18 protein-coding genes and 7 pseudogenes are annotated in these 23628 nt (G+C 40.0%); 18 read left to right on the forward strand and 7 right to left on the reverse strand.

Annotated features, from left to right (window positions below):
- Positions 1 to 34 precede the first annotated feature (34 nt).
- The 5 genes and pseudogenes from SK608_RS12065 to SK608_RS03240 form a co-directional block, all read right to left on the reverse strand.
- A pseudogene (locus tag SK608_RS12065) lies at positions 35 to 154 on the reverse strand (Rpn family recombination-promoting nuclease/putative transposase); the annotation flags it as partial.
- A pseudogene (locus tag SK608_RS03225) lies at positions 147 to 557 on the reverse strand (Rpn family recombination-promoting nuclease/putative transposase); the annotation flags it as partial. The pseudogenes SK608_RS03225 and SK608_RS12065, both read right to left, overlap by 8 nt.
- Positions 554 to 973 (reverse strand): annotated as a pseudogene (locus SK608_RS11635) (Rpn family recombination-promoting nuclease/putative transposase); the annotation flags it as partial. The pseudogenes SK608_RS11635 and SK608_RS03225, both read right to left, overlap by 4 nt.
- Entirely contained in the window at positions 970 to 1884 is a 915-nt protein-coding gene (locus tag SK608_RS03235) for an Rpn family recombination-promoting nuclease/putative transposase (RefSeq protein WP_033676552.1), read from the reverse strand. The gene SK608_RS03235 and the pseudogene SK608_RS11635, both read right to left, overlap by 4 nt.
- Before the next feature lie 141 nt (positions 1885 to 2025).
- A pseudogene (locus SK608_RS03240) lies at positions 2026 to 2577 on the reverse strand (GNAT family N-acetyltransferase).
- A gap of 389 nt (positions 2578 to 2966) precedes the next feature.
- Between SK608_RS03240 and SK608_RS03245 the strand changes: the two are divergent.
- Positions 2967 to 3947 carry an acetylxylan esterase gene (locus tag SK608_RS03245; RefSeq protein ID WP_033676554.1) on the forward strand — a complete coding sequence of 327 codons (981 nt, stop codon included), beginning with the start codon at positions 2967 to 2969 and terminating at the stop codon, positions 3945 to 3947.
- Positions 3948 to 4256: 309 nt separating this feature from the next.
- Positions 4257 to 6740 (forward strand): annotated as a pseudogene (locus SK608_RS03250) (sialidase domain-containing protein); the annotation flags it as partial.
- 50 nt (positions 6741 to 6790) lie between these two features.
- On the opposite strand, the pseudogene SK608_RS03255 reads toward SK608_RS03250, so the two are convergent.
- Positions 6791 to 6974, reverse strand: a pseudogene (locus tag SK608_RS03255) (IS30 family transposase); the annotation flags it as partial.
- Between the two features lie 279 nt (positions 6975 to 7253).
- On the opposite strand from SK608_RS03255, the gene SK608_RS03260 reads away from it, so the two are divergent.
- The 10 genes from SK608_RS03260 (at position 7254) to SK608_RS03305 (ending at position 15500) form a co-directional block, all read left to right on the forward strand.
- Positions 7254 to 7952: an N-acetylmannosamine-6-phosphate 2-epimerase gene (locus SK608_RS03260; RefSeq protein WP_033676556.1), complete on the forward strand. Its 699-nt coding sequence runs from the start codon at positions 7254 to 7256 to the stop codon at positions 7950 to 7952.
- 112 nt (positions 7953 to 8064) lie between these two features.
- Positions 8065 to 9393: an ABC transporter substrate-binding protein gene (locus SK608_RS03265; RefSeq protein WP_033676558.1), complete on the forward strand. Its 1329-nt coding sequence runs from the start codon at positions 8065 to 8067 to the stop codon at positions 9391 to 9393.
- 221 nt (positions 9394 to 9614) lie between these two features.
- Positions 9615 to 10481 carry a carbohydrate ABC transporter permease gene (locus SK608_RS03270; RefSeq protein ID WP_162489245.1) on the forward strand — a complete coding sequence of 289 codons (867 nt, stop codon included), beginning with the start codon at positions 9615 to 9617 and terminating at the stop codon, positions 10479 to 10481.
- Positions 10482 to 10496: 15 nt separating this feature from the next.
- Positions 10497 to 11336 (forward strand): carbohydrate ABC transporter permease, encoded by an 840-nt coding sequence (locus SK608_RS03275; RefSeq protein WP_033676563.1) that lies wholly within the window; start codon positions 10497 to 10499, stop codon positions 11334 to 11336.
- A 226-nt stretch (positions 11337 to 11562) separates the two neighbouring features.
- Positions 11563 to 12015: a NanQ anomerase/TabA/YiaL family protein gene (locus SK608_RS03280; protein WP_033676566.1), complete on the forward strand. Its 453-nt coding sequence runs from the start codon at positions 11563 to 11565 to the stop codon at positions 12013 to 12015.
- A gap of 19 nt (positions 12016 to 12034) precedes the next feature.
- Entirely contained in the window at positions 12035 to 12679 is a 645-nt protein-coding gene (locus SK608_RS03285; RefSeq protein WP_033676569.1) for a YesL family protein, read from the forward strand.
- Positions 12680 to 12847: 168 nt separating this feature from the next.
- On the forward strand, positions 12848 to 13768 hold the full coding sequence (locus tag SK608_RS03290; RefSeq protein ID WP_033676572.1) for a dihydrodipicolinate synthase family protein: 921 nt from the start codon (positions 12848 to 12850) through the stop codon (positions 13766 to 13768).
- 17 nt (positions 13769 to 13785) lie between these two features.
- Positions 13786 to 14682, forward strand: a complete 897-nt coding sequence (locus SK608_RS03295; protein ID WP_033676574.1) for an ROK family protein — start codon at positions 13786 to 13788, stop codon at positions 14680 to 14682.
- 190 nt (positions 14683 to 14872) lie between these two features.
- Positions 14873 to 15160: a type II toxin-antitoxin system RelB/ParD family antitoxin gene (relB, locus tag SK608_RS03300; protein ID WP_000020413.1), complete on the forward strand. Its 288-nt coding sequence runs from the start codon at positions 14873 to 14875 to the stop codon at positions 15158 to 15160.
- Positions 15150 to 15500: a type II toxin-antitoxin system RelE/ParE family toxin gene (locus SK608_RS03305; RefSeq protein WP_033676577.1), complete on the forward strand. Its 351-nt coding sequence runs from the start codon at positions 15150 to 15152 to the stop codon at positions 15498 to 15500. The genes relB and SK608_RS03305 overlap by 11 nt, the downstream gene beginning before the upstream one ends.
- 61 nt (positions 15501 to 15561) lie before the next feature.
- Here SK608_RS03305 and SK608_RS03310 read toward each other — a convergent pair whose 3' ends face one another.
- Positions 15562 to 16413 (reverse strand): MurR/RpiR family transcriptional regulator, encoded by an 852-nt coding sequence (locus SK608_RS03310; RefSeq protein WP_033676581.1) that lies wholly within the window; start codon positions 16411 to 16413, stop codon positions 15562 to 15564.
- Positions 16414 to 16719: 306 nt separating this feature from the next.
- Between SK608_RS03310 and pbp2b the strand changes: the two genes are divergently transcribed.
- The 6 genes and pseudogenes from pbp2b to SK608_RS03340 all read left to right on the forward strand — a co-directional run bounded on the left by pbp2b (position 16720) and on the right by SK608_RS03340 (position 23453).
- Positions 16720 to 18777 (forward strand): penicillin-binding protein 2B, encoded by a 2058-nt coding sequence (gene pbp2b, locus SK608_RS03315; RefSeq protein WP_082242404.1) that lies wholly within the window; start codon positions 16720 to 16722, stop codon positions 18775 to 18777.
- A 10-nt stretch (positions 18778 to 18787) separates the two neighbouring features.
- Positions 18788 to 19384, forward strand: a complete 597-nt coding sequence (recR, locus tag SK608_RS03320) for a recombination mediator RecR (RefSeq protein ID WP_000966754.1) — start codon at positions 18788 to 18790, stop codon at positions 19382 to 19384.
- A gap of 175 nt (positions 19385 to 19559) precedes the next feature.
- Positions 19560 to 20603, forward strand: a complete 1044-nt coding sequence (locus tag SK608_RS03325) for a D-alanine--D-alanine ligase (RefSeq protein ID WP_033676587.1) — start codon at positions 19560 to 19562, stop codon at positions 20601 to 20603.
- Positions 20604 to 20687: 84 nt separating this feature from the next.
- Positions 20688 to 22058, forward strand: a complete 1371-nt coding sequence (locus tag SK608_RS03330; RefSeq protein ID WP_033676590.1) for a UDP-N-acetylmuramoyl-tripeptide--D-alanyl-D-alanine ligase — start codon at positions 20688 to 20690, stop codon at positions 22056 to 22058.
- Positions 22048 to 22659 carry an NUDIX hydrolase N-terminal domain-containing protein gene (locus tag SK608_RS03335; RefSeq protein WP_033676592.1) on the forward strand — a complete coding sequence of 204 codons (612 nt, stop codon included), beginning with the start codon at positions 22048 to 22050 and terminating at the stop codon, positions 22657 to 22659. Before SK608_RS03330 ends, SK608_RS03335 begins: the two co-directional genes overlap by 11 nt.
- A gap of 90 nt (positions 22660 to 22749) precedes the next feature.
- A pseudogene (locus SK608_RS03340) lies at positions 22750 to 23453 on the forward strand (YwaF family protein).
- Positions 23454 to 23628 lie beyond the last annotated feature (175 nt).

Raw genomic sequence — 23628 nt, forward strand, 5'->3', positions numbered from 1 at the left:
CGGAAAAATCTGTCATTGATTAAATGATTTACAAAAACTCCAACCAGGGTTTGCGAACCTTGTCTTTGCTGGTTTCTCTGTATTTTTTTAATTCCAAGAACGCCATCTTGACTAGGTGGTTTTCTTGTCCATTATTTGTGATTGTCTTAATCTTTCAATAACGCCTCAAACTCAGCGACAGTCATACCCAATTGATCACTTGCAAATTCGGAAGTTAAAACATGTTGGCGTACCATATCCAGAAATGCAAAAAGTTTCCCTTCTTCCCTTCCTTCAACTTTCCCACGCTCAAGACCACGTTCCAATCCCTGTTCAATCCCTTCCGCCCTAGCAGTTTCTAAGGCATAATCCTGAGCCAATAACGCTTGTTCTTCGCGCATACGTAGTTGACTAAACATTTTCCTGTCCTCCTCGGACCAGCTCTTGTAGTCCAGCAGTTGGTCTGCCTGGCTGATGGCTCGCTCGGGTTGCTGGGTAAAGGGTTTATTCCCAAAAAACTCCAACCAGGGCTTGCGAACCTTGTCTTTGCTGGTTTCTCTGTATTTTTTAGTTCTTATTTATGATGCTCTTTCAATAGTTCTTCAAACTCAGCGACAGTCATACTCAACTGTTGACTGGCAACTTCAGAAGGCAAAAGACCTTGATGGACTAGATTTAATAGCATAGACAAACTCCCTTCGACTTTCCCACGCTCCAGTCCCTGTTCAATACCACGTTCCAACCCCTGTTCAATCCCTTCTGCCCTAGCAGTTTCCAAGGCATAATCATGAGCCAATAATGCCTGTTCTTCACGCATACGTAGTTGACTAAACATTTTCCTGTCCTCCTCGGACCAGCTCTTGTAGTCCAGCAGTTGGTCTGCCTGGCTGATGGCTCGCTCAGGTTGTTGGGTAAAGGGCTTGTTACCAAAAAACTCCAACCACGGCTTGCGAATATTATCTTTGCTGGTTTCTCTATATTTTTTAGTTCTTATTTATGATGCTCTTTCAATAGTTCTTCAAACTCAGCGACGGTCATTCCTAATTGTTCACTTGCAACCTCAGCTGTCAGAAGGCCTTGACGGACTAGATTCAATAGCATAGACAAACTCCCTTCAACTTTCCCACGCTCCAGTCCCTGTTCAATCCCTTCTGCCCTAGCTTGTTCCAAGGCATAGTCCTGCGCTAACAAGGCTTGTTCTTCTCGCATACGTAGTTGACTAAACATCTTCCTGTCCTCCTCGGACCAGCTCTTGTAGTCCAGCAGTTGGTCTGCCTGGCTGATGGCTCGCTCGGGTTCCTGAGTAAAGGGTTTATTCCCAAAAAACTCCAACCACGGTTTGCGAACCTTATCTTTGCTGGTTTCTCTGTATTTTTTGAGTTCCAAGAATGCCATCTTGACTAGATGGTGTTCCTGTCCATTGTTTGTGATAGTTAAGACCTCACCTGTCGTGTCCTCGCGCATACTAAAGCTGTGAAAAGCCAAGTCATCTTGGAAGTAGTTGCTGTCCACAATTGCAATGGCGTAAACAGGAGCAATATACTTGTAACTCTGGTGGGTGTCACCTTCACGTTGGCGAATTTTTTCGAGGTTTTGATTGACCTGGCTGCACAAATAAGCCCACAGGCGATTGATGAAAAAATTCTGATGATGTACCTGAATCTCAATAATTACTTGTGTCCCATTGTCCAACTCCGCCAAAACATCTATACTGGTATAGAAATCCTGCGCCGAGTACGGCAGGGAAGGCAAGACATGAATATTGCTTCCCTCTAAAATAGTTACATTTTTAGCTGGTAAATCCAGCATATCGCGGATAAACTGACAAGTGATTTCTGGATTGCTAAAGATTTTCTTAGCAACCAAGTCATTGGTTGGGCTGATGCCCGGATGTCTGAGAATCATCCATTCCCTCCTTCTATTATACCATATTTTAAAATCTAATTTTGCTAGATTCGATGGTTCTATCTATTTATTCGGAAAAAAGAGGATAAATGAAATAGTAAATAAAAAATAAGAACAGCGGATAAGCAATAAATTTTAAGATTATCTGTCTTCTCCGCTTATCTGATAATAAATAAGGTTCGCAATATAGCCTTTTCTCTCTACCCCATTTGCAACAGTCTTTAGATAGGACATTCCAGTCTTATCCATAACATGACCTGAAGCTGGGTTGAGACTGCCATATCGTGCTTTGACTTTTTGAAAATCTGCTTGAGTAAAACAGAAGTCTAAGATAGCTTTTAAGGCCTCTGTCATAAGACCACGACTCCAATAGTTTTTTCCTAAAACATAGCCAATTTCACAACTGGAATCATCCTCATTTATCTCAATGATGCTGATATCTCCTATCACTTGCTCTGGCTTTTCTTTGAGGTAAATGACTCATTTGTAATAGTTGGGATTGGCATAGGAAGCAACCCAATTACGAATTGAGTTTCGAGTGTTCTCAACATCAGGATGGGGATTTCAAGTAACATAGGTCAGATTCTCAGCAGACGAAGCCCAATTCTGAAACATGGTTTCTGCATCACTTTCCACAAATCTTCGCAAGATTAAACGATCTGTCTGTAATATTTGCGTACCTATTGCTTTCATGATGTTACCTCGCTTTCTGGTGTGTGATTCTCTATTCAATCTCCATTGAAACTATAGTATATTGAGATAAACTGTAGACAAATCAACTGTGGCATTCACATTAATTTCTAAAAATACTTTAGAAGTTGATTGGTACTATTCTAGATTCAATTTATTAGACTTTCAGTCAGTAGGTTTGAAGAAATAAAATCTAAATTCACTTTCTATATTATACTCAATGAAAATCAAAGAGCAAACTAGGAAACTAGCCGAAGGCTGTACTTGAGTACGACAAGGCGACGTTGACGTGGTTTGAAGAGATTTTCGAAGAGTATTACCCTTCTTTCTTGCATTGCTTTCTTAGATATGCTACAGTTGTGGTAGCGATTACAAAATAAAAGGAGTATATTATGAAAAATCCAGCTTTGTTAGAAGAAATCAAGACCTATAAAGGCAGGGATGAGGTTCCAGAAGACTTTGATGCTTTCTGGGATGAGGAGGTGAAAAAAGTTTCAACTCTTCCAGCCTACCACTTGGAGGAAAGAAATTTCCACATTCCTCAAGTCAAGTGCTATGAGTTAACGTTTGAAGGAACCAATGAAGGCAAGGTCTATGCGCGCGTCGTTCTTCCAAAAAGTGAGGAGAAGGTTCCACTAATCTTCCATTTCCATGGTTATATGGGACGTGGCTGGGACTGGGCCGATATGCTGTCCTTCACCGTAGCTGGTTACGGTGTTGTCTCCATGGATGTGCGGGTCCAGTCAGGTTATTCGCAAGACGGCTTACGTTCTCCTATAGGAAATACAGTTAAAGGACATATTATCCGTGGTGCTGTGGAAGGTCGGGAGCATCTCTTTTATAAGGATGTTTATCTGGACATTTACCAGTTGGTTGAAATTGTTGCTAGTCTGCCTCAGGTGGATGAGAAGCGACTTTCTAGCTATGGTGCCTCACAAGGAGGAGCTCTAGCCTTGGTTGCGGCGGCGCTCAATCCTCGAATTGAGAAAACTGTTGCCATCTATCCTTTCTTGTCAGACTTCAGACGAGTGCTTGAGATTGGGAATACTAGCGAGGCTTACGACGAACTTTTTCGTTATTTCAAGTTTCACGACCCCTTCCATGAAACTGAGGAGGAGATTATGGCGACCCTTGCCTATATCGATGTGAAAAATCTTGCCCATCGTATCCAAGATGAGGTTAAGATGATTACTGGCTTGGACGACGATGTTTGCTATCCTATTACCCAGTTTGCGATTTACAATCGTTTGACCTGCGATAAGGCCTATCGTATCATGCCAGAGTATGCTCATGAAGCCATGAATGTTTTTGTCAACGACCAAGTCTACAACTGGCTTTGTGGTAGTGATATCCCTTTTAAGTATGTGAAGTGATGAATGAGAGAGTCTAGTAGCTCTCTTTTTGTATATGGGAATTGAAAATACTTTCAAAAAAACCAGAAAAGCAAAATATTTCTAAAAATAGAATCTATTATAGATCAACATAGAGAGAAATATATTATTTTATTGTATAATAAATAAAAGTCTAGATTTTAAGAAATAAAATAATTACTTAGGGAGTATGTATTAATCGAGAATAATAAATTGCATCAATTAGATTACTTTCCTATTTTAATTTTTCAACTAATTAAAAAAATCTTAACCAAAAAAGAAAGCGCTTACTAAAAGTGTAGGAGGAGTCATATGAATCAAAGTTTTCTTAATCGTAAAAACCGATATGGTATTAGAAAATTTACTATTGGGGTTGCTTCGGTAGTTATTGGATCAGTTTTATTTGGTATTACGCCGGTTTTAGCACAAGAAACTATAACTAATATTGATGTAAGAAAGGTAGAAACTCCTTTAGAAAGTGGAGCGTCAGTATCAGAATCTGTAAGTGAGGTAGTTTCTGGTGGACTAAATCAACTAGATAAGGATTTAGTAGGCAAATTAGCTTCAGCAATTGTTAATGGAGGTGAAATTAAAAAGGAAAGTCTGAAAGAAGAAGTGCCAATTAATCAAGGGGGAAATTCTAGAAATTTTCCAGTAGAATCAAATGCAGGAAGAGGAGAAAAAACAGAGAATCTTCCAGGAAAAACTAGAAGTGCAGATGACGTTGTGCTTCCTCCACGTGATTACTTTGCCAGAGATTTAAAGAATGTTAAAACTGTATTTGAAAAAGAAGACCTTGCTACGAATGCTGGAAATGGGCAAAGAGTTGACTTGGCAGAAGCATTAGATAAGTTGAAACATCTTCAAAATGCGACTATTCATATGGAGTTTAAACCAGATGCTAATGCTCCGCAATTCTATAATCTCTTTTCTGTATCAAGTGATAAGAAAAGAGACGAATATTTCAGTATGTCTGTTAATAAAGGTACTGCAATGGTCGAAGCACGAGGAGCTGATGGAAATCATTTCTACGGAAGTTATTCAGATGCACCGCTTAAAGTAAATCCTGGTCAATGGAATTCGGTTACTTTCACAGTGGAAAGACCAAAAGTAGACCAACCAAATGGACAAGTTCGTTTATATGTCAATGGAGTTTTATCTAGAACAAATACAAAATCTGGTCGTTTTATTCAAGATATGCCAGATGTTAATCAGGTTCAGATTGGAACTACTAAGAGAGCAAACCAAACAATGTGGGGATCCAATCTTCAGGTTCGTAATCTGACTGTATATGATCGTGCCTTGACGCCTGAAGAAGTAGGGAAACGCAGTCAATTATTTAAAGTAGCGGATTTAGAAGTGAAATCATCGGAAAGTGCAAAAATTACAGAGAAGAAGGAAGTTTTTGTAAGTGGTGTAAATGGTGGATTGAATAAGGATGGAATTAATACTTACCGAATTCCAGCACTGCTAAAAACAGATAAAGGCACATTAATTGCCGGAGCGGATGAAAGACGTTTACAATTCGCAGATTGGGGAGATATTGGTATGGTAGTTCGTCGAAGTCAGGACGGAGGAGAGACGTGGGGAGATAGAATAACAATTTCTAATCTTCGTGATAATCCAGATGCCAAAGACAAAACTGCTCCGTCGCCATTAAATATTGATATGGTATTAGTTCAAGATCCGGAAACTAAGAGAATCTTTTCGGTTTATGATATGTTCCCAGAAGGAAAAGCAGTATTCGGTATGCCTGCTAAACCTGAAAAAGCATACGAGCGTATAGGGGATAAAACTTATCAAATTTTATATAAAACAGGCGAAAAAGGATATTATACAATTCGTGAAAATGGTGAAGTTTATAATTCTAAAAATCAAAAAACAGATTATCATGTTGTAGTAAATCCCAAAAAACTAGGATATAGCGACAAAGGTGATTTGTATAAAGGGAAGGATTTAATTGGTAATGTTTACTTTGCACAAAGTACGAAAAATCCTTTTAGAGTTGCAAATACTAGCTATTTATGGATGTCTTATAGTGATGATGATGGTAAAACATGGTCTGCACCGAAAGATATCACACCAGGGATTCGACAAGATTGGATGAAATTCCTTGGAACAGGTCCTGGAACAGGTATTGTATTACGTACAGGTAAGCATAAGGGACGGATATTGGTACCAGCTTATACAACAAACAGTATTTCGCATTTAGGTGGTTCGCAGTCTTCGCGTCTAATTTATTCAGATGATCATGGGGTAACTTGGCATGCTGGAGAAGCCCCAAATGATAATCGACCTGTTGGAAATAGTGTCATCCACTCGTCTAATATGAATAATAGTGGCGCTCAAAATACAGAATCAACTGTTCTTCAATTAAATAATGGTGATGTCAAACTCTTCATGCGTGGCTTGACTGGGGATCTTCAGGTTGCTACTAGTAAAGATGGTGGAGTGACTTGGGAGAAAACAATCAAACGTTATCCAGAAGTAAAAGATGCCTATGTGCAAATGTCAGCTATTCATACTATGCATGATGGGAAAGAGTATATTATTCTTAGCAATGCTGCTGGACCAGGACGCGAACGAAAAGATGGTCTAGTTCACTTGGCACGTGTTGAGAAAAATGGCGAGTTAACTTGGTTGAAGCATAATCTAATTCAAGGTGGGGAATTTGCATATAATTCATTACAAGACTTAGGTGACGGAGAATACGGAATTTTATATGAACATAGCGAGAATAGTCAAAATCGCTATACAATTTTTTATAAGAAATTTAATTGGAACTTCTTGAGTAAATAAAAGCTAATTATAGACATAAGAAAACATCTCTGTGTTAGGCTTGTCGTTCAAATACAAACGCTAAATTTCAAGTTAGTTAGCAATAAAAAAATCTCTGGGAGACTTGTAGTTCAAGCATTTTTTATGATAGTTGTTAATCCAATTTTTGATGAATGCGACTTCTTTAGGAGTCGTTTTCTTAGTTTCTTTAGGTAACCATTTATGAATGAGCTTATTGTGATTCTTATTAGTTTTATACTTAATGAAAATCAAAGAGCAAACTAGGAAGCTAGCCGCAAGCTGTACTTGAGTACGGTAAGGCGACGCTGACGTGGTTTGAATTTGATTTTCGAAGAGTTTTAGTTCATTTGGTTGTATATACGGATATTTATGTTACCTGAAACTACTTTCAGAAACAGCTGTTCTATAAAATACTTTTGAAACTGTAATCTATCCTACTACAAAGTATTGAAAGCGCTTCATAAATGATATATAATCAACTCATAAGAACAAAGAAAAGGAGGAAAGAGGATGCCACAGATTACTAAAGAAGCCTTGATTGAACAAATCAAAGATGGAATCATCGTTTCTTGTCAGGCCCTTCCTCACGAACCGCTTTATACAGAAGCGGGAGGAGTCATTCCCTTGCTGGTCAAAGCGGCTGAGCAAGGTGGAGCAGTCGGTATCCGAGCAAACAGTGTTCGCGATATCAAGGAAATCAAGGAGGTCACAAACCTTCCAATAATTGGGATAATTAAACGAGATTATCCACCGCAAGAACCCTTTATCACTGCCACCATGAAAGAAGTTGATGAATTGGCAGAACTTGATATAGAGGTAATTGCTCTGGATTGTACCAAGCGTGAACGCTACGATGGTTTAGAGATTCAAGAGTTTATTCGTCAGGTTAAGGAAAAATACCCTAACCAGCTCTTGATGGCTGACACAAGTACTTTTGAAGAAGGCCTAGCAGCTGTTGAAGCGGGAATTGACTTTGTCGGAACAACCTTATCAGGATACACATCTTACAGTCCTAAAGTGGATGGTCCCGATTTTGAATTAATTAAAAAACTCTGTGATGCCGGTGTAGATGTCATTGCAGAAGGGAAAATTCATACACCAGAACAAGCCAAACAAATCCTTGGATATGGAGTGCGAGGTATTGTTGTCGGTGGCGCTATTACTAGACCAAAAGAGATTACAGAACGCTTCGTTGCTGGTCTTAAATAACACAATTTAAAAACAGAGGAGAGTGGTGGATGCGTAGGATGGAATGAAAACGTATACAAACGCAAGAACTCATTATCCAATATGGATACGCTTATAAATTAGGAGAATACAAATGAAATTTAGAAAACTAGCTTGTACAGTACTTGCGGGTGCTGCGATTCTTGGCCTTGCTGCATGTGGTAATTCTGGTGGAAGTAAAGATGCTGGAAAATCTGGTAGCGATAGTGGAAAAACAGAAATCACTTGGTGGGCATTCCCAGTCTTCACTCAAGAAAAAACTGGTGACGGTGTTGGAACATATGAAAAATCAATCATCGAAGCGTTTGAAAAAGCAAATCCAGATGTAAAAGTGAAATTGGAAACCATCGACTTCAAGTCAGGTCCTGAAAAAATCACAACAGCTATCGAAGCAGGAACGGCTCCAGACGTACTTTTTGACGCACCAGGACGTATCATCCAATATGGTAAAAATGGTAAATTAGCTGAATTGAATGATATTTTCACAGATGAATTTGTCAAAGATGTCAACAATGAAAATATCGTACAAGCAAGTAAAGCTGGAGATAAAGCCTACATGTATCCAATTAGTTCAGCCCCATTCTACATGGCTATGAACAAGAAAATGTTGGAAGAAGCTGGAGTTGCAAACCTTGTAAAAGAAGGTTGGACAACTGATGATTTTGAAAAAGTTTTGAAAGCGCTTAAAGATAAAGGCTATACACCAGGTTCATTGTTCAGTTCTGGTCAAGGGGGAGACCAAGGAACACGTGCCTTCATCTCAAACCTTTACGGCGGTTCTGTAACAGATAAAGATGTAACAAAATATACAACTGATGATCCTAAATTCGTCAAAGGTCTTGAAAAAGCAGCTGGCTGGATCAAAGACGGTTTGTTGAACAACGGTTCACAATTTGACGGTGGAGCAGATATCCAAAACTTTGCCAACGGTCAAACATCTTACACAATCCTTTGGGCACCAGCTCAAAACGGTATCCAAGCTAAACTCTTGGAAGCAAGTAAAGTAGAAGTAGTAGAAGTACCATTCCCATCAGATTCAGGCAAACCAGCTCTTGAATACCTTGTAAACGGATTTGCAGTATTCAACAACAAAGACGACAAGAAAGTTGCAGCATCTAAGAAATTCATCCAATTTATTGCGGATGATAAAGAATGGGGTCCAAAAGACGTTGTTCGTACAGGTGCCTTCCCAGTTCGTACTTCATTTGGCAAACTTTATGAAGACAAACGTATGGAAACAATCAGTGGTTGGACTAAATACTACTCACCATACTACAACACTATCAATGGTTTTGCTGAAATGAGAACACTTTGGTTCCCAATGTTGCAATCTGTATCAAATGGTGACGAAAAACCAGCGGACGCTTTGAAAGCCTTCACTGAAAAAGCTAATGAAACAATTAAAAAAGCTACAAAACAATAAGCACTAAATCAGATTGATCCCTCCCTTTTCCCTGTGCATAGTCTATGTAAGAAAAGGGAGGATTTTGTTTGAGATGTAAGGAACTGTCACGAAATTAAAATGAAGTTCTTACATAAGCGAATCTTAAAAAATTTCATTTTGATTTTAAAACAGTTCAAGAAAGTCAAAAAATTATTCTATTTGAAAGAGAGGTGCCGACAGTGAAAGTTAATAAAATTCGTATGAGAGAAACTATTATTTCTTATGCTTTCCTAGCGCCAGTTTTATTCTTCTTCGTTGTCTTCGTTTTAGTACCAATGATTATGGGCTTCATCACAAGTTTCTTTAACTACTCTATGACTAGTTTTGAATTTGTGGGCTTAGATAACTATATCCGTATGTTTAAAGATCCTGTTTTTACAAAATCTTTGATTAACACAGTTATTTTGGTTGTTGGATCTGTACCGATTGTTGTTCTCTTTTCGCTCTTTGTGGCGTCGCAAACCTACCATCAAAATGCTATTGCCAGATCTTTCTACCGTTTCGTCTTTTTCCTTCCTGTTGTAACAGGTAGTGTTGCCGTAACAGTTGTTTGGAAATGGATTTATGACCCACTATCAGGGATTCTAAACTTTGTCCTTAAATCAAGTCATATCATCAGCCAGAATATTTCTTGGTTGGGAGATAAACACTGGGCATTACTGGCAATTATGATTATCCTCTTGACAACTTCAGTTGGTCAGCCGATTATCCTTTATATCGCTGCTATGGGGAATATTGACAATTCACTGGTTGAAGCGGCTCGTGTAGACGGTGCAACTGAATTTCAAGTTTTCTGGAAGATTAAATGGCCAAGCCTTCTTCCAACAACTCTTTATATTGCAATCATCACAACAATCAACTCATTCCAAGTTTTCGCCTTGATTCAGCTTTTGACATCTGGTGGGCCAAACTACTCAACAAGTACCTTGATGTACTACCTGTACGAAAAAGCCTTCCAATTGACAGAATACGGCTATGCCAACACAATTGGTGTCTTTTTGGCAGTCATGATTGCGATCGTAAGTTTTGTTCAATTTAAAGCACTCGGAAACGACGTAGAATATTAAAGAAAGGAGACGGCTATGCAATCTACACAAAAGAAACCTTTAACAGCTTTCACTGTTATTTCAACTATTATCTTGCTCTTGTTGACCGTGCTGTTCATCTTTCCATTCTACTGGATTTTGACAGGGGCATTCAAATCACAACCTGATACAATCGTTATTCCTCCTCAGTGGTTCCCTAAAATGCCAACCATGGAAAACTTCCAACAACTCATGGTGCAAAACCCTGCTATGCAATGGATGTGGAACTCTGTGTTTATCTCGCTAGTAACCATGTTCTTAGTCTGTGCGACCTCTTCTCTAGCAGGTTATGTATTGGCTAAAAAACGTTTTTACGGTCAACGCATTCTATTTGCTATCTTTATCGCTGCTATGGCGCTTCCAAAACAAGTTGTCCTTGTACCATTGGTACGTATCGTCAACTTCATGGGAATTCACGATACTCTCTGGGCCGTTATCTTGCCTTTGATTGGATGGCCATTCGGGGTCTTCCTCATGAAACAGTTTAGTGAGAATATCCCTACAGAATTGCTTGAATCAGCTAAAATCGACGGTTGTGGTGAGATTCGTACTTTCTGGAGCGTAGCCTTCCCGATTGTGAAACCAGGATTTGCGGCCCTTGCAATCTTCACCTTCATCAATACTTGGAACGACTACTTCATGCAGTTGGTAATGTTGACTTCACGTCAAAACTTGACCATTTCACTCGGGGTTGCGACCATGCAGGCTGAAATGGCAACCAACTATGGTTTGATCATGGCGGGTGCCGCTCTTGCAGCCGTGCCAATCGTAACAGTCTTCCTAGTCTTCCAAAAATCCTTCACACAAGGTATCACTATGGGAGCTGTCAAAGGTTAGTACTCTGCGAAAATCGAATTCAAACTACGTCAGCGTCACCTTGCCATACTTAAGTATTGCCTGTGGTTAGCTTTCTAGTTTGTTCTTTGATTTTCATTGAGTATAAGAGAATATAGAGTTATAAGTGTCTACAAAATGTTGGGTATTTGCTGACCATAGAGATTTTGTTAGACACTTATCAACTTAAGAATGATTTTAGTTAACTATCAGAAACGAAGGAAAGAGTATGATTTTTGACGATTTGAAAAACATCACCTTTTACAAAGGAATTCATCCCAATCTAGACAAGGCTATCGACTATCTCTATCAACATCGTAAGGATTCTTTTGAATTAGGTAAGTATGAAATTGACGGGGACAAGGTCTTTCTAGTTGTTCAGGAAAATGTCCTCAATCAATCTGAAAATGATCAATTTGAGCATCATAAGAACTATGCAGATTTGCATTTGCTGGTAGAAGGACATGAATATTCGAGCTACGGTTCACGTATCAAAGATGAAGCAGTAGCATTCGACGAAGCGAGTGACATTGGCTTTGTTCATTGTCACGAAAACTACCCACTCTTGTTGGGTTATCACAATTTTGCAATTTTCTTTCCAGGAGAACCACACCAGCCAAATGGCTATGCAGGTATGGAAGAGAAGGTTCGCAAATATCTCTTTAAAATTTTGATTGATTAAAAAATCAGGAGGAGCAAACATGGCACAAAAAGGAGTAAGCCTTATCAAGGCAGCATTTGATACAGATAACTTTCTCATGCGTTTTAGTGAGAAAGTCTTGGATATCGTGACAGCCAATCTTCTTTTTGTCATCTCTTGTTTACCCATCGTGACGATTGGAGTGGCTAAAATTAGCCTCTACGAGACTATGTTTGAGATTAAGAAGAGTAGACGTGTGCCTGTCTTTAAAATCTATCTAAGAGCTTTCAAGCAAAATCTGAAGCTAGGTCTTCAGTTAGGTCTGCTTGAGTTGGGTATCGTCTCATTAAGCCTTCTAGACCTCTATCTCTTTTGGGGGCAGACAGCTATGCCTTTCCAAATGGTGAAAGCTATCTGTCTAGGCGTTCTTATCTTCCTCACTATCGTGATGTTGGCTAGCTATCCCATCGCTGCGCGCTATGATTTAACTTGGAAAGAAGTGCTGCAAAAAGGACTTATCTTGGCAAGTTTTAACTTTCCTTGGTTCTTCCTCATGTTAGCTATTCTCTTTCTTATTGTGATGGTTCTTTATCTGTCCGCCTTCAGTTTACTTTTAGGTGGCTCAGCCTTCCTACTCTTTGGGTTTGGCTTATTAGTTTTTATCCAGACTGGATTGATGGAGAAAATTTTCGCAAAATACCAATAAGATGACTTGTCTATGAAACTACTTTCAAGACATAAACATTTCAAAATTCATATCGAAACTAAAATCTAAGTGTATACAAGATATTGAAAGCGTTTTTTACAAGGTGTATACTAAAAACGTAAAGAATAAATCCTGCTTTTAGCAGAAAAAAAGAAATCTTAGGAGAAAATCTATGTCAGATTTAAAAAATACGAAGGTGTCATTCCAGCCTTCTACGCATGTTATGATGATCAAGGAGAAGTAAGTCCAGAGCGTACTCGTGCCTTGGTTCAATACTTCATTGATAAAGGTGTTCAAGGTCTTTATGTCAATGGTTCTTCTGGTGAATGTATCTACCAAAGCGTTGAAGACCGCAAGTTAATCTTGGAAGAAGTCATGGCAGTTGCCAAAGGTAAATTGACCATCATTGCTCACGTTGCTTGCAACAATACTAAAGATAGCATGGAACTGGCTCGTCATGCTGAAAGCTTGGGTGTAGATGCCATTGCAACGATTCCACCAATTTACTTCCGCTTGCCAGAATACTCAGTTGCTAAATATTGGAACGATATCAGTTCTGCAGCTCCAAACACAGACTACGTGATTTACAACATTCCTCAATTGGCAGGGGTTGCTTTGACTCCAAGCCTTTACACAGAAATGTTGAAGAATCCACGTGTTATCGGTGTGAAGAACTCTTCTATGCCAGTTCAAGATATCCAAACTTTTGTGAGCCTTGGTGGAGAAGACCACATCGTCTTTAACGGTCCAGATGAGCAGTTCTTAGGTGGTCGTCTCATGGGAGCTAAAGCTGGTATCGGTGGTACTTATGGTGCTATGCCAGAACTCTTCTTGAAACTCAACCAATTGATTGCTGACAAAGACTTGGAAACAGCGCGTGAATTACAGTATGCTATCAACGCTATCATTGGTAAACTCACTTCTGCACATGGAAATATGTATGGTGTCATTAAAGAAGTCTTGAAAATCAATGAAGGACTTAACATTGGTTCTGTTCGTTCACCATTGACACCAGTGACTGAAGACGATCGTCCAGTTGTAGAAGCAGCTGCAGCCTTGATTCGTGAAACCAAGGAGCGCTTCCTCTAATCCATAAGGAGGTATTTATGACACACTACGTTGCAATTGATATCGGTGGAACAAATATCAAATATGGTTTGATTGACCAAGAAGGCCAACTTGTTGAATCGCATGAAATGCCAACAGAGGCGCATAAGGGTGGATCTCATATCTTACAAAAGACAAAAGATATTGTAGGCAGCTATTTAGAAAAAGGACCAGTAGCAGGTGTTGCCATTTCTTCTGCAGGAATGGTGGATCCTGACAAGGGTGAAATCTTCTATGCTGGGCCTCAGATTCCAAATTATGCAGGAACTCAGTTCAAAAAGGAAATCGAAGAAAGCTTTAATATTCCTTGTGAAATTGAAAATGATGTCAACTGTGCAGGTCTTGCTGAAGCGGTATCTGGTTCAGGCAAGGGGGCGAGTGTCACCCTTTGCTTGACCATTGGAACAGGGATCGGTGGTTGCTTGATTATGGATGGGAAAGTCTTCCATGGTTTTAGTAATTCGGCCTGTGAAGTCGGTTATATGCATATGCAGGATGGAGCGTTCCAAGATTTGGCTTCTACAACAGCCTTGGTGGAGTATGTAGCAGCAGGTCATGGAGATCCAGTTGATCAGTGGAATGGCCGACGCATCTTTAAGGAAGCCACTGAAGGCAACAAGATTTGTATGGCTGGTATTGACCGGATGGTAGATTACCTTGGGAAAGGTCTGGCTAATATTTGCTACGTTGCTAATCCAGAAGTGGTCATTCTCGGTGGCGGTATCATGGGACAAGAGGCTATCCTTAAACCCAAGATCCGCAAAGCCTTGAAAGATGCCTTGGTGCCAAGTCTGGCTGATAAGACGAGATTAGAATTTGCTCATCATCAAAATACAGCAGGTATGTTGGGCGCCTACTATCATTTTATACTCAATGAAAATCAAAGAGCAAACTAGGAAGCTAGCCGTAGGCAGTACTTGAGTACGGCAAGGCGAAGCTGACGTGGTTTGAATTTGATTTTCGAAGAGTATCAATACAAAACAATCCTAGTTTGGCCCAACCAAACTAGGATTTTCTAATCAAGTTCCCTTGACTTTCTTTATAATTATGAGATAATAAAGAAAATATATAAAGGAATTATATAAAATGTCTATAGCAAATTCAAATAAAATTGTGACCTTCCAAGCTAATAGAGAATTAGTAAATGATGCCATGGAAGTGTTAAAAGAAAAAAATCTCTCTCTTTCATCGGCACTCAGATTATTTTTAAAGAATGTTGCCGTAACAAATGAAGTAGATTTACTGAGTGAAGAGGAATTAGAGAAGGAGTATTTGTTTAGACAATTACAAGCAGAAGTTCAAGAAAGTTATGCCAAGATTGAGGCTGGAAATTACTTGACAGATGAGGATGTCGTGACACGCTATGGATTATAAAAAATATAGGATTTTGTATTCTCCTAGAGTGATTGATAGTTTGGATAAAATATATCAGTATATAGCGGAGGAAATCGGTTCTGTAGAGGCTGCGAGACGAAAAGTAGCCAATATTAGAAAAGATATTAATCGGCTAGAAATTTTCCCCCAAGCTGGATTTGATGCCGATGAAAAATTTGGTAAGAAATTAGATCCTCACTACCAAACGCGAGGATTGACCTTGAGTAAGGATTACATCGTATTATATACAATTGTTGAGGATACCGTCAGACTTGCTTATTTACTCCCTTCAAAAAGTGATTACATGAAATTATTCAAGACTAAGTCAAGATATGACTAATTCATAATCTTGAAGAGGTATGTTTGGTGATGAATAAAAATCCTAGTTTGGCCCAGCCAAACTAGGATTTTCTGACACGTTTTTGTCTACGATAGCCGTTGAGTTTTTTATTTTCCCAGTAGCTATTAAAGATTTTTTCCTTGCTTTCGCGATTGATTTCCAAAAAGTAGGCATAAATCAAATCGATAAAGAAGAGCATAGGAAGTTGAGCGGATATTCGTTGGATATAGGAAGGCTGGCTGTGGGTGGCTACAAGAACAGTCTCTGTATAGGCTTGACTATCTTTATTGGGAACACTTGAAAAGAGTACAGTCTTTGCCCCCATCTCCTTGGCATCTAATAAACTGTCTAAAATAGAGGGAGTTGTACCAGAAAGTGAGAAACCAAGTACGAGACAATTTTCATCCATAATACTGGTTGTCCAGGCAAAGCCGTCTTGATCGGTCAAGGCCTCGCAGACCACACCCAGACGCATGAAGCGCAATTTCATTTCGCGAGCAACAAGGCCAGAACTCCCTGTTCCGAAGAAGTAGACACGCTCAGCATCTTCGATTAATTGGGCAATTCGTTCTAGTTGTACTTCGTCAATCAAGTCTTGTGTTTGTTCCCTCATATTGCTATAGCTTCTGAGGACTCGTTTGGTCAGTGGACTGTGCTTAGAGACTTGGTTGGCTTGATTTTCTGCCTGATGTTGGTATTGGAAAATGAATTCTCGGTAGCCAGTAAAGCCACACTTTTTAGCAAAGCGAGTTAGTGCAGCCTGAGAGATATGTAATTTTTGAGTGACCTGTTGGGAAGATAAATCATCTGTAATCGTTTCAGCTTGCAAAAAATAGCGAGCGATTTCTTGCTCTAGGTCTGTCATTTCTTCAAAATGTGAATCAATGACAGTTGCGATATCTGGTTTGTCCATAGGGAAGGCTCCTTTAAATGAGTCGTGTTGGAAAAAGGCTAGATTATTGAACTTTTACATTCATTATAACATATAATATAGGGATGAATAAATAAAAACGTATCTTGCCGTAAAAACGAAAAAAGCTTCTTTCTTTTCCATAATTTTTTGCTCAAATTGTGGTACAATTAAGAGTAAGATTTTAATTATACTCTTCGAAAATCCAATTCAAACTACGTCAGCTTTATCGGCAACCTCAAAGCTGTACTTTGAGCAGCCTGCGGCTAGCTTCCTAGTTTGCTCTTTGATTTTCATTGAGTATTAGAAATGAGACTGATTTGTATGAGAAAATTTAACAGCCATTCGATTCCGATTCGGCTTAATTTATTGTTTTCAATCGTCATTTTACTCTTTATGACCATTATTGGTCGTTTGTTGTATATGCAGGTTTTGAACAAGGATTTTTACGAAAAAAAGCTAGCCTCAGCTAGTCAGACCAAGGTCACAACCAGTTCTGCCCGTGGGGAAATTTATGATGCTAGTGGAAAACCTTTGGTAGAAAATACGTTAAAGCAGGTTGTTTCCTTTACGCGTAGTAATAAAATGACGGCTAAAGATCTGAAAGAAATCGCTAGTCAGTTGCTGGGATATGTGAGCATCAGTTCGCCAAATTTGACAGAACGTCAGTTGGCTGATTACTATTTGGCTGATCCTGAAATCTATAAAAAAACAGTGGAGGCTCTCCCAAGTGAGAAACGCTTGGATTCAGATGGCAATCGCCTATCCGAATCAGAACTGTATAACAATGCGGTCGATAGTGTTCAAACGAGTCAACTAAACTATACAGAGGATAAAAAGAAAGAAATCTATCTTTTTAGTCAGTTAAATGCCGTTGGAAACTTTGCGACAGGAACCATTGTGACAGATGCCTTGACAGATACCCAGATTGCTCTGATTGCCTCTGCTTCGAAACAATTACCCGGCGTCAGTATTTCAACTTCTTGGGATCGAAAAGTTCTAGAGACTTCCCTTTCTTCTATAGTAGGTAGTGTATCCAGTGAAAAAGCTGGTCTCCCGGCGGAAGAAGCAGATGCTTATCTTAAAAAAGGTTATTCTCTAAATGACCGTGTTGGGACCTCTTATCTAGAAAAGCAATACGAGGAAACCTTGCAAGGTAAACGCTCAGTGAAGGAAATTCATCTAGACAAGTACGGAAACATGGAAAGTGTCGAAAATATCGAAGCTGGTACCAAAGGGAATAATATTAAACTGACTATTGATTTGGCCTTCCAAGATAGCGTAGATGCCTTGCTGAAAAGTTATTTCAATTCAGAGTTGGGGAATGGTGGAGCCAAGTATTCTGAAGGTGTCTATGCAGTCGCCCTTAACCCAAAAACAGGTGCTGTTTTGTCTATGTCAGGGATTAAACATGACTTGAAAACGGGAGAGTTGACGCCTGATTCCTTGGGAACGGTAACCAATGTCTTTGTTCCAGGTTCGGTTGTCAAGGCGGCGACCATCAGCTCAGGTTGGGAAAATGGAGTCTTGTCAGGAAATCAGACCTTGACAGACCAGTCCATTGTCTTCCAAGGTTCAGCTCCAATTAATTCTTGGTATACTGCCTTTTCTGGGCCAATGCCGATTACGGCGGTTCAAGCTCTGGAGTATTCATCCAATACTTATATGGTCCAAACAGCCTTAGGTCTTATGGGGCAAACCTATCAACCCAATATGTTTGTCGGCACCAGCAATCTAGAGTCTGCTATGGGTAAATTGCGTTCAACCTTTGGCGAATATGGCTTGGGGGCTGCGACCGGGATTGACCTACCAGATGAATCTACTGGATTTATTCCCAAAGAGTATAACTTTGCCAATTTCATTACCAATGCCTTTGGGCAGTTTGATAACTATACGCCGATGCAATTGGCTCAGTATGTAGCAACTATTGCAAATGATGGTGTTCGTGTAGCTCCTCGTATTGTTGAAGGCATTTATGGTAATAATGATAAGGGAGGACTGGGCGACTTGATTCAGCAACTGCAACCGACAGAGATGAATAAGGTCAATATATCCGACTCCGATATGAGTGTCTTGCACCAAGGTTTTTATCAGGTTGCTCATGGGACTAGCGGATTGACAACTGGACGTGCCTTTTCAAATGGTGCCTTGGTATCCATTAGCGGAAAAACGGGTACAGCCGAAAGCTATGTGGCAGATGGTCAGCAAGCAACCAATACCAATGCGGTGGCCTATGCCCCATCTGATAATCCCCAAATCGCTGTTGCAGTGGTCTTTCCTCATAATACCAATCTAACAAATGGTGTAGGACCTTCCATTGCGCGTGACATTATCAATCTGTATCAAAAATACCATCCAATGAATTAGAAAGGAAATTATGCTTTATCCAACACCTATTGCTAAGCTGATTGACAGTTATTCCAAGTTACCAGGTATCGGGATTAAGACGGCTACGCGTCTGGCCTTTTATACGATTGGGATGTCTGATGATGATGTCAATGAATTTGCAAAAAATCTCCTTTCTGCTAAGAGAGAATTGACCTACTGTTCTATTTGTGGACGTTTGACAGACGACGATCCTTGTTCTATCTGTACCGATCCGACTCGTGACCAGACAACGATTTTGGTGCTAGAGGATAGTCGGGATGTGGCGGCCATGGAAAATATCCAAGAATACCATGGACTCTATCATGTCCTGCATGGCCTTATTTCTCCTATGAATGGTATCAGTCCGGACGATATCAATCTCAAGAGTCTCATGACTCGTCTGATGGATAGTGAGGTTTCAGAAGTAATCGTAGCAACCAATGCCACAGCAGATGGGGAAGCGACTTCCATGTATCTTTCCCGTTTACTCAAGCCAGCTGGGATCAAGGTTACGCGCCTGGCACGAGGCCTCGCTGTGGGAGCAGATATCGAGTATGCGGACGAAGTCACACTCTTACGGGCTATTGAAAATCGGACAGAGTTGTAAGTGTAGACAAATTTATGAACTCCATTCATTTATAAAAAATCAAGGAGGCTGAAAATCGTTCCTATCGGCCTCTTTTTGTATAGTGTGATGAGTAGGATCAGGTTCAAGTTTTAAAAAAACAAGCAAATATGATATACTAAAGAGCGAGTATTCTAGTAGAATTAGGACAAATAATATGAAACAAACGATTATTCTTTTATATGGTGGACGGAGTGCGGAACGCGAAGTCTCTGTCCTTTCAGCGGAAAGTGTCATGCGTGCGGTCAATTACGACCGTTTCACAGTTAAGACTTTCTTTATCAGTCAGTCAGGTGACTTTATCAAAACGCAGGAATTTAGTCAGACTCCAGGTCAAGAGGACCGTCTCATGACCAATGCGACCATTGATTGGGATAAGAAAGTTGTACCAAGTGCCATCTACGAAGAAGGGGCAGTTGTCTTTCCAGTTCTTCACGGTCCGATGGGAGAAGATGGCTCTGTTCAAGGATTCCTTGAAGTTTTGAAAATGCCTTATGTCGGCTGTAATATCTTGTCATCTAGTCTTGCCATGGATAAAATCACGACCAAGAGTGTTTTAGAATCTGCTGGTATTGCCCAAGTTCCTTATGTGGCCATCGTTGAAGGTGATGATGTGACTGCTAAAATCGCTGAAGTGGAAGAAAAATTGGCTTATCCAATCTTCACTAAGCCGTCAAACATGGGGTCTAGTGTCGGTATTTCTAAGTCTGAAAATCAAGAAGAACTCCGTCAAGCTTTGAAACTTGCCTTCCGATATGACAGTCGTGTCTTGGTTGAGCAAGGGGTGAATGCCCGTGAAATCGAGGTTGGTCTCTTGGGTAACTACGATGTCAAAAGCACCCTTCCAGGAGAAGTAGTCAAGGATGTTGCCTTTTATGACTACGATGCCAAGTATATTGATAACAAGATTACTATGGACATTCCAGCCAAGATTAGTGATGATGTGATAGCTGTCATGCGTCAAAATGCAGAAACAGCCTTCCGTGCCATTGGTGGGCTCGGTCTATCTCGTTGCGATTTCTTCTATACAGATAAGGGAGAGGTTTTCCTCAACGAGCTCAATACCATGCCAGGTTTCACCCAGTGGTCAATGTATCCACTTCTTTGGGACAATATGGGAATCAGCTATCCAGACTTAATCGAGCGATTGGTTGATCTTGCCAAGGAAAGTTTTGACAAGCGCGAAGCGCATTTGCTATAAAAATGAAAGAGAGGGTAGAAGCCAGAACCATCACTGCAAGGTGACTAGAGTTCTCGGACTTCAACCCTTTTTAAAGGAGTAGAAATGAAATTAACAATTCATGAAGTGGCCCAAGTTGTCGGAGCTAAAAATGATATCAGCATCTTTGAGGATACCCAGTTAGAGAAAACTGAGTTTGACAGTCGTTTGATTGCGGCAGGGGATTTATTTGTGCCCCTCAAAGGTGCGCGTGACGGTCATGACTTTATCGAAACAGCTTTTGAAAATGGCGCTGCTGCAACCCTGTCTGAGAAAGAGGTCGCAAATCATCCCTACATTCTAGTAGATGATGTTCTGACTGCCTTTCAAAAACTAGCTGCCTACTATCTTGAGAAAACAGCTGTTGATGTCTTTGCTGTCACAGGTTCAAATGGTAAAACAACGACCAAGGATATGTTAGCTCACTTGCTATCAACAACCTACAAAACCTATAAAACACAAGGCAACTACAATAATGAGATTGGTCTTCCTTACACAGTTCTCCATATGCCTAAAGGAACAGAAAAGTTGGTCTTGGAGATGGGGCAGGATCACTTGGGAGATATTCATCTCTTATCTGAATTGGCTCGTCCAAAAACAGCCATCGTGACCTTGGTTGGAGAAGCCCATTTGGCCTTTTTCAAAGACCGTTCTGAGATTGCTAAAGGAAAAATGCAAATTGCAGACGGGATGTCTTCGAATTCCTTGCTCTTGGCACCAGCAGATTCGATTGTAGAGGACTACTTGCCAACTGATAAAAAGGTAGTCCGTTTTGGGAAAGGAGCAGAGTTGGAAATCACAGACTTGGTTGAGCGCAAGGATAGTCTGACCTTTAAGGCTAATTTCTTGGAACAAGTCCTTGATTTGCCAGTGACTGGTAAGTACAATGCCACTAATGCTATGATTGCATCCTATGTTGCCTTGCAAGAAGGAGTGACTGAGGAACAAATTCGTCAGGCCTTCCAAAAACTTGAATTGACGCGTAACCGTACCGAGTGGAAGAAAGCAGCCAATGGAGCAGATATCCTATCAGATGTTTACAATGCCAATCCAACTGCTATGAAGCTGATTTTAGAGACTTTCTCTGCCATTCCAGCCAACGAAGGTGGCAAGAAAATCGCTGTCTTGGCGGACATGAAGGAACTTGGTGACCAGTCTATTCAACTCCATAACCAGATGATTTTGAGCCTTTCTCCAGATGTGCTTGATACCGTTATTTTCTATGGAGAAGACATTGCTGAATTAGCCCAATTGGCCAGTCAAATGTTCCCAATCGGTCACGTTTACTACTTCAAGAAAACAGAAGACCAAGACCAATTTGAAGACCTAGTTAAGCAGGTTAAAGAAAGCCTTGGTGTCCATGATCAAATCCTGCTCAAAGGCTCTAACTCTATGAATCTAGCCAAGCTGGTAGAATGTTTAGAAAATGAATGCTAGTGATTTTGCCAAGTATCTTCAAAGAATGATTGCCCTTACAGATACTGGATTAACCTTTACAAAAGATCCTTTCGACCGTGAGCGCTACGAAGACTTGCGAGGCCTTTTATCTGAAATGTTGAATCAGGCATCAGACCTTGATTCCGAAGAAGTGGCAGAAGTCTTGAAGCCAACTTCTGCTTATGCGACTCCGTTAATGGACGTCCGTGCTTGGATTGTTGAGGACGAAAAGATTTGTCTGATTAGGGGACAAGGAGAGAATGATTGGGCTTTGCCAGGTGGCTTTGGTGAAGTCGGCTATTCTCCAACAGAAAATATTCTCAAGGAAATTGAAGAAGAAACCGGTTTTGAAGCTAAAGTAGAAAGACTACTAGCTGTTTTTGATACCAATCGTTTCCAACTACAGAGCAAGCAATATGCAAAGTTTGTTTTTGAATGTAAGCTTCTTGATGGACAATTCCAAAAAAATCAAGAAATTGCTGACCTTCAATTTTTTGCCATTGACCAACTGCCAGCCTTATCTGAAAAACGCATTACCAAGGAGCAAATAGAGATTCTTTGGCAGGTTTATCAAGGTCAGAGGGAGCAATATCTTGATTAAGAAGATGATTATCGTATTTCTAAATTCATTTTTGACAAATAGCATGGTATAATAAAATGCAGGAAAATTTTGAATCATGAGGAATACTAGATGAATTTATGGGATATTTTTTTACGACCCAAGCAACAGAGCCACCCAAGTTTGATCTTTATTGGTATGTCAGTATATTTACACTCTTGGCCTTGACCTTCTATACAGCCTATCGTTATCGTGAAAAGAAGGTTTACCAACGATTTTTCCAAATCTTGCAGGCCGTTCAGTTAATCCTTCTTTATGGTTGGTATGGGGTCAATCATATGCCACTGTCAGAAAGTTTACCCTTTTACCATTGCCGTATGGCTATGTTTGTGGTGCTCTTGCTTCCTGGTCAGTCTAAATATAGGCAGTATTTTGCATTACTAGGAACATTTGGGACATTAGCTGCCTTTGTTTATCCAGTGCCAGATCCTTATCCATTCCCGCATATTGCGATTTTATCCTTTATCTTTGGCCACTTAGCTCTCTTGGGGAACTCTCTAGTTTATCTCTTGAGACAGTACGATGCAAGAATGCTAGATGTGAAAAGAATTTTTCTTATGACCTTTGGACTAAATGCCTTGATTTTTGTGGTCAATTTAGTAACAGGTGGGGATTACGGATTTCTGACAAAACCGCCATTGGTTGGGGATCACGGCTTAGTAGCTAATTATTTGATTGTTTCTCTGGCCTTGTCAGCAGCCATTACTTTGACAAAGAAAATCTTGGAACTATTTTTAGAACAAGAAGCAGAAAAAATGATTGCAAAGAAAGCTTAGAAATGAGCTTTCTTTTTTGTAGAATAGACAGATTGTTGACAAAGTTTACAGTGAATGAATTTCTGAACAGAAAAACTAAAAAATTGGCTGGTAAATTTAGGAAAAAACTGAGCACGATGAGATTTTTTGTGTTATAATATTCTGTGAATAGCTATGCCTACGTTTAGCTATTGAA

This window comes from Streptococcus mitis subsp. hohhotensis, from assembly GCF_000722775.1.
GTDB classification, from domain to species: Bacteria; Bacillota; Bacilli; order Lactobacillales; family Streptococcaceae; genus Streptococcus; species Streptococcus carlssonii.

Coding starts and splice junctions, on each gene's coding strand:
- SK608_RS03275 (WP_033676563.1), top strand. CDS start 10,497: ATGCAATCTACACAAAAGAAACCTTTAACAGCTTTCACTGTTATTTCA.
- SK608_RS03235 (WP_033676552.1), bottom strand. CDS start 1,884: ATGATTCTCAGACATCCGGGCATCAGCCCAACCAATGACTTGGTTGCT.
- SK608_RS03260 (WP_033676556.1), top strand. CDS start 7,254: ATGCCACAGATTACTAAAGAAGCCTTGATTGAACAAATCAAAGATGGA.
- SK608_RS03285 (WP_033676569.1), top strand. CDS start 12,035: ATGGCACAAAAAGGAGTAAGCCTTATCAAGGCAGCATTTGATACAGAT.
- SK608_RS03295 (WP_033676574.1), top strand. CDS start 13,786: ATGACACACTACGTTGCAATTGATATCGGTGGAACAAATATCAAATAT.
- recR (WP_000966754.1), top strand. CDS start 18,788: ATGCTTTATCCAACACCTATTGCTAAGCTGATTGACAGTTATTCCAAG.
- SK608_RS03330 (WP_033676590.1), top strand. CDS start 20,688: ATGAAATTAACAATTCATGAAGTGGCCCAAGTTGTCGGAGCTAAAAAT.
- pbp2b (WP_082242404.1), top strand. CDS start 16,720: ATGAGACTGATTTGTATGAGAAAATTTAACAGCCATTCGATTCCGATT.
- SK608_RS03325 (WP_033676587.1), top strand. CDS start 19,560: ATGAAACAAACGATTATTCTTTTATATGGTGGACGGAGTGCGGAACGC.
- SK608_RS03335 (WP_033676592.1), top strand. CDS start 22,048: ATGAATGCTAGTGATTTTGCCAAGTATCTTCAAAGAATGATTGCCCTT.
- SK608_RS03270 (WP_162489245.1), top strand. CDS start 9,615: ATGAGAGAAACTATTATTTCTTATGCTTTCCTAGCGCCAGTTTTATTC.
- SK608_RS03280 (WP_033676566.1), top strand. CDS start 11,563: ATGATTTTTGACGATTTGAAAAACATCACCTTTTACAAAGGAATTCAT.
- SK608_RS03245 (WP_033676554.1), top strand. CDS start 2,967: ATGAAAAATCCAGCTTTGTTAGAAGAAATCAAGACCTATAAAGGCAGG.
- SK608_RS03305 (WP_033676577.1), top strand. CDS start 15,150: ATGGATTATAAAAAATATAGGATTTTGTATTCTCCTAGAGTGATTGAT.
- SK608_RS03310 (WP_033676581.1), bottom strand. CDS start 16,413: ATGGACAAACCAGATATCGCAACTGTCATTGATTCACATTTTGAAGAA.
- relB (WP_000020413.1), top strand. CDS start 14,873: ATGTCTATAGCAAATTCAAATAAAATTGTGACCTTCCAAGCTAATAGA.
- SK608_RS03265 (WP_033676558.1), top strand. CDS start 8,065: ATGAAATTTAGAAAACTAGCTTGTACAGTACTTGCGGGTGCTGCGATT.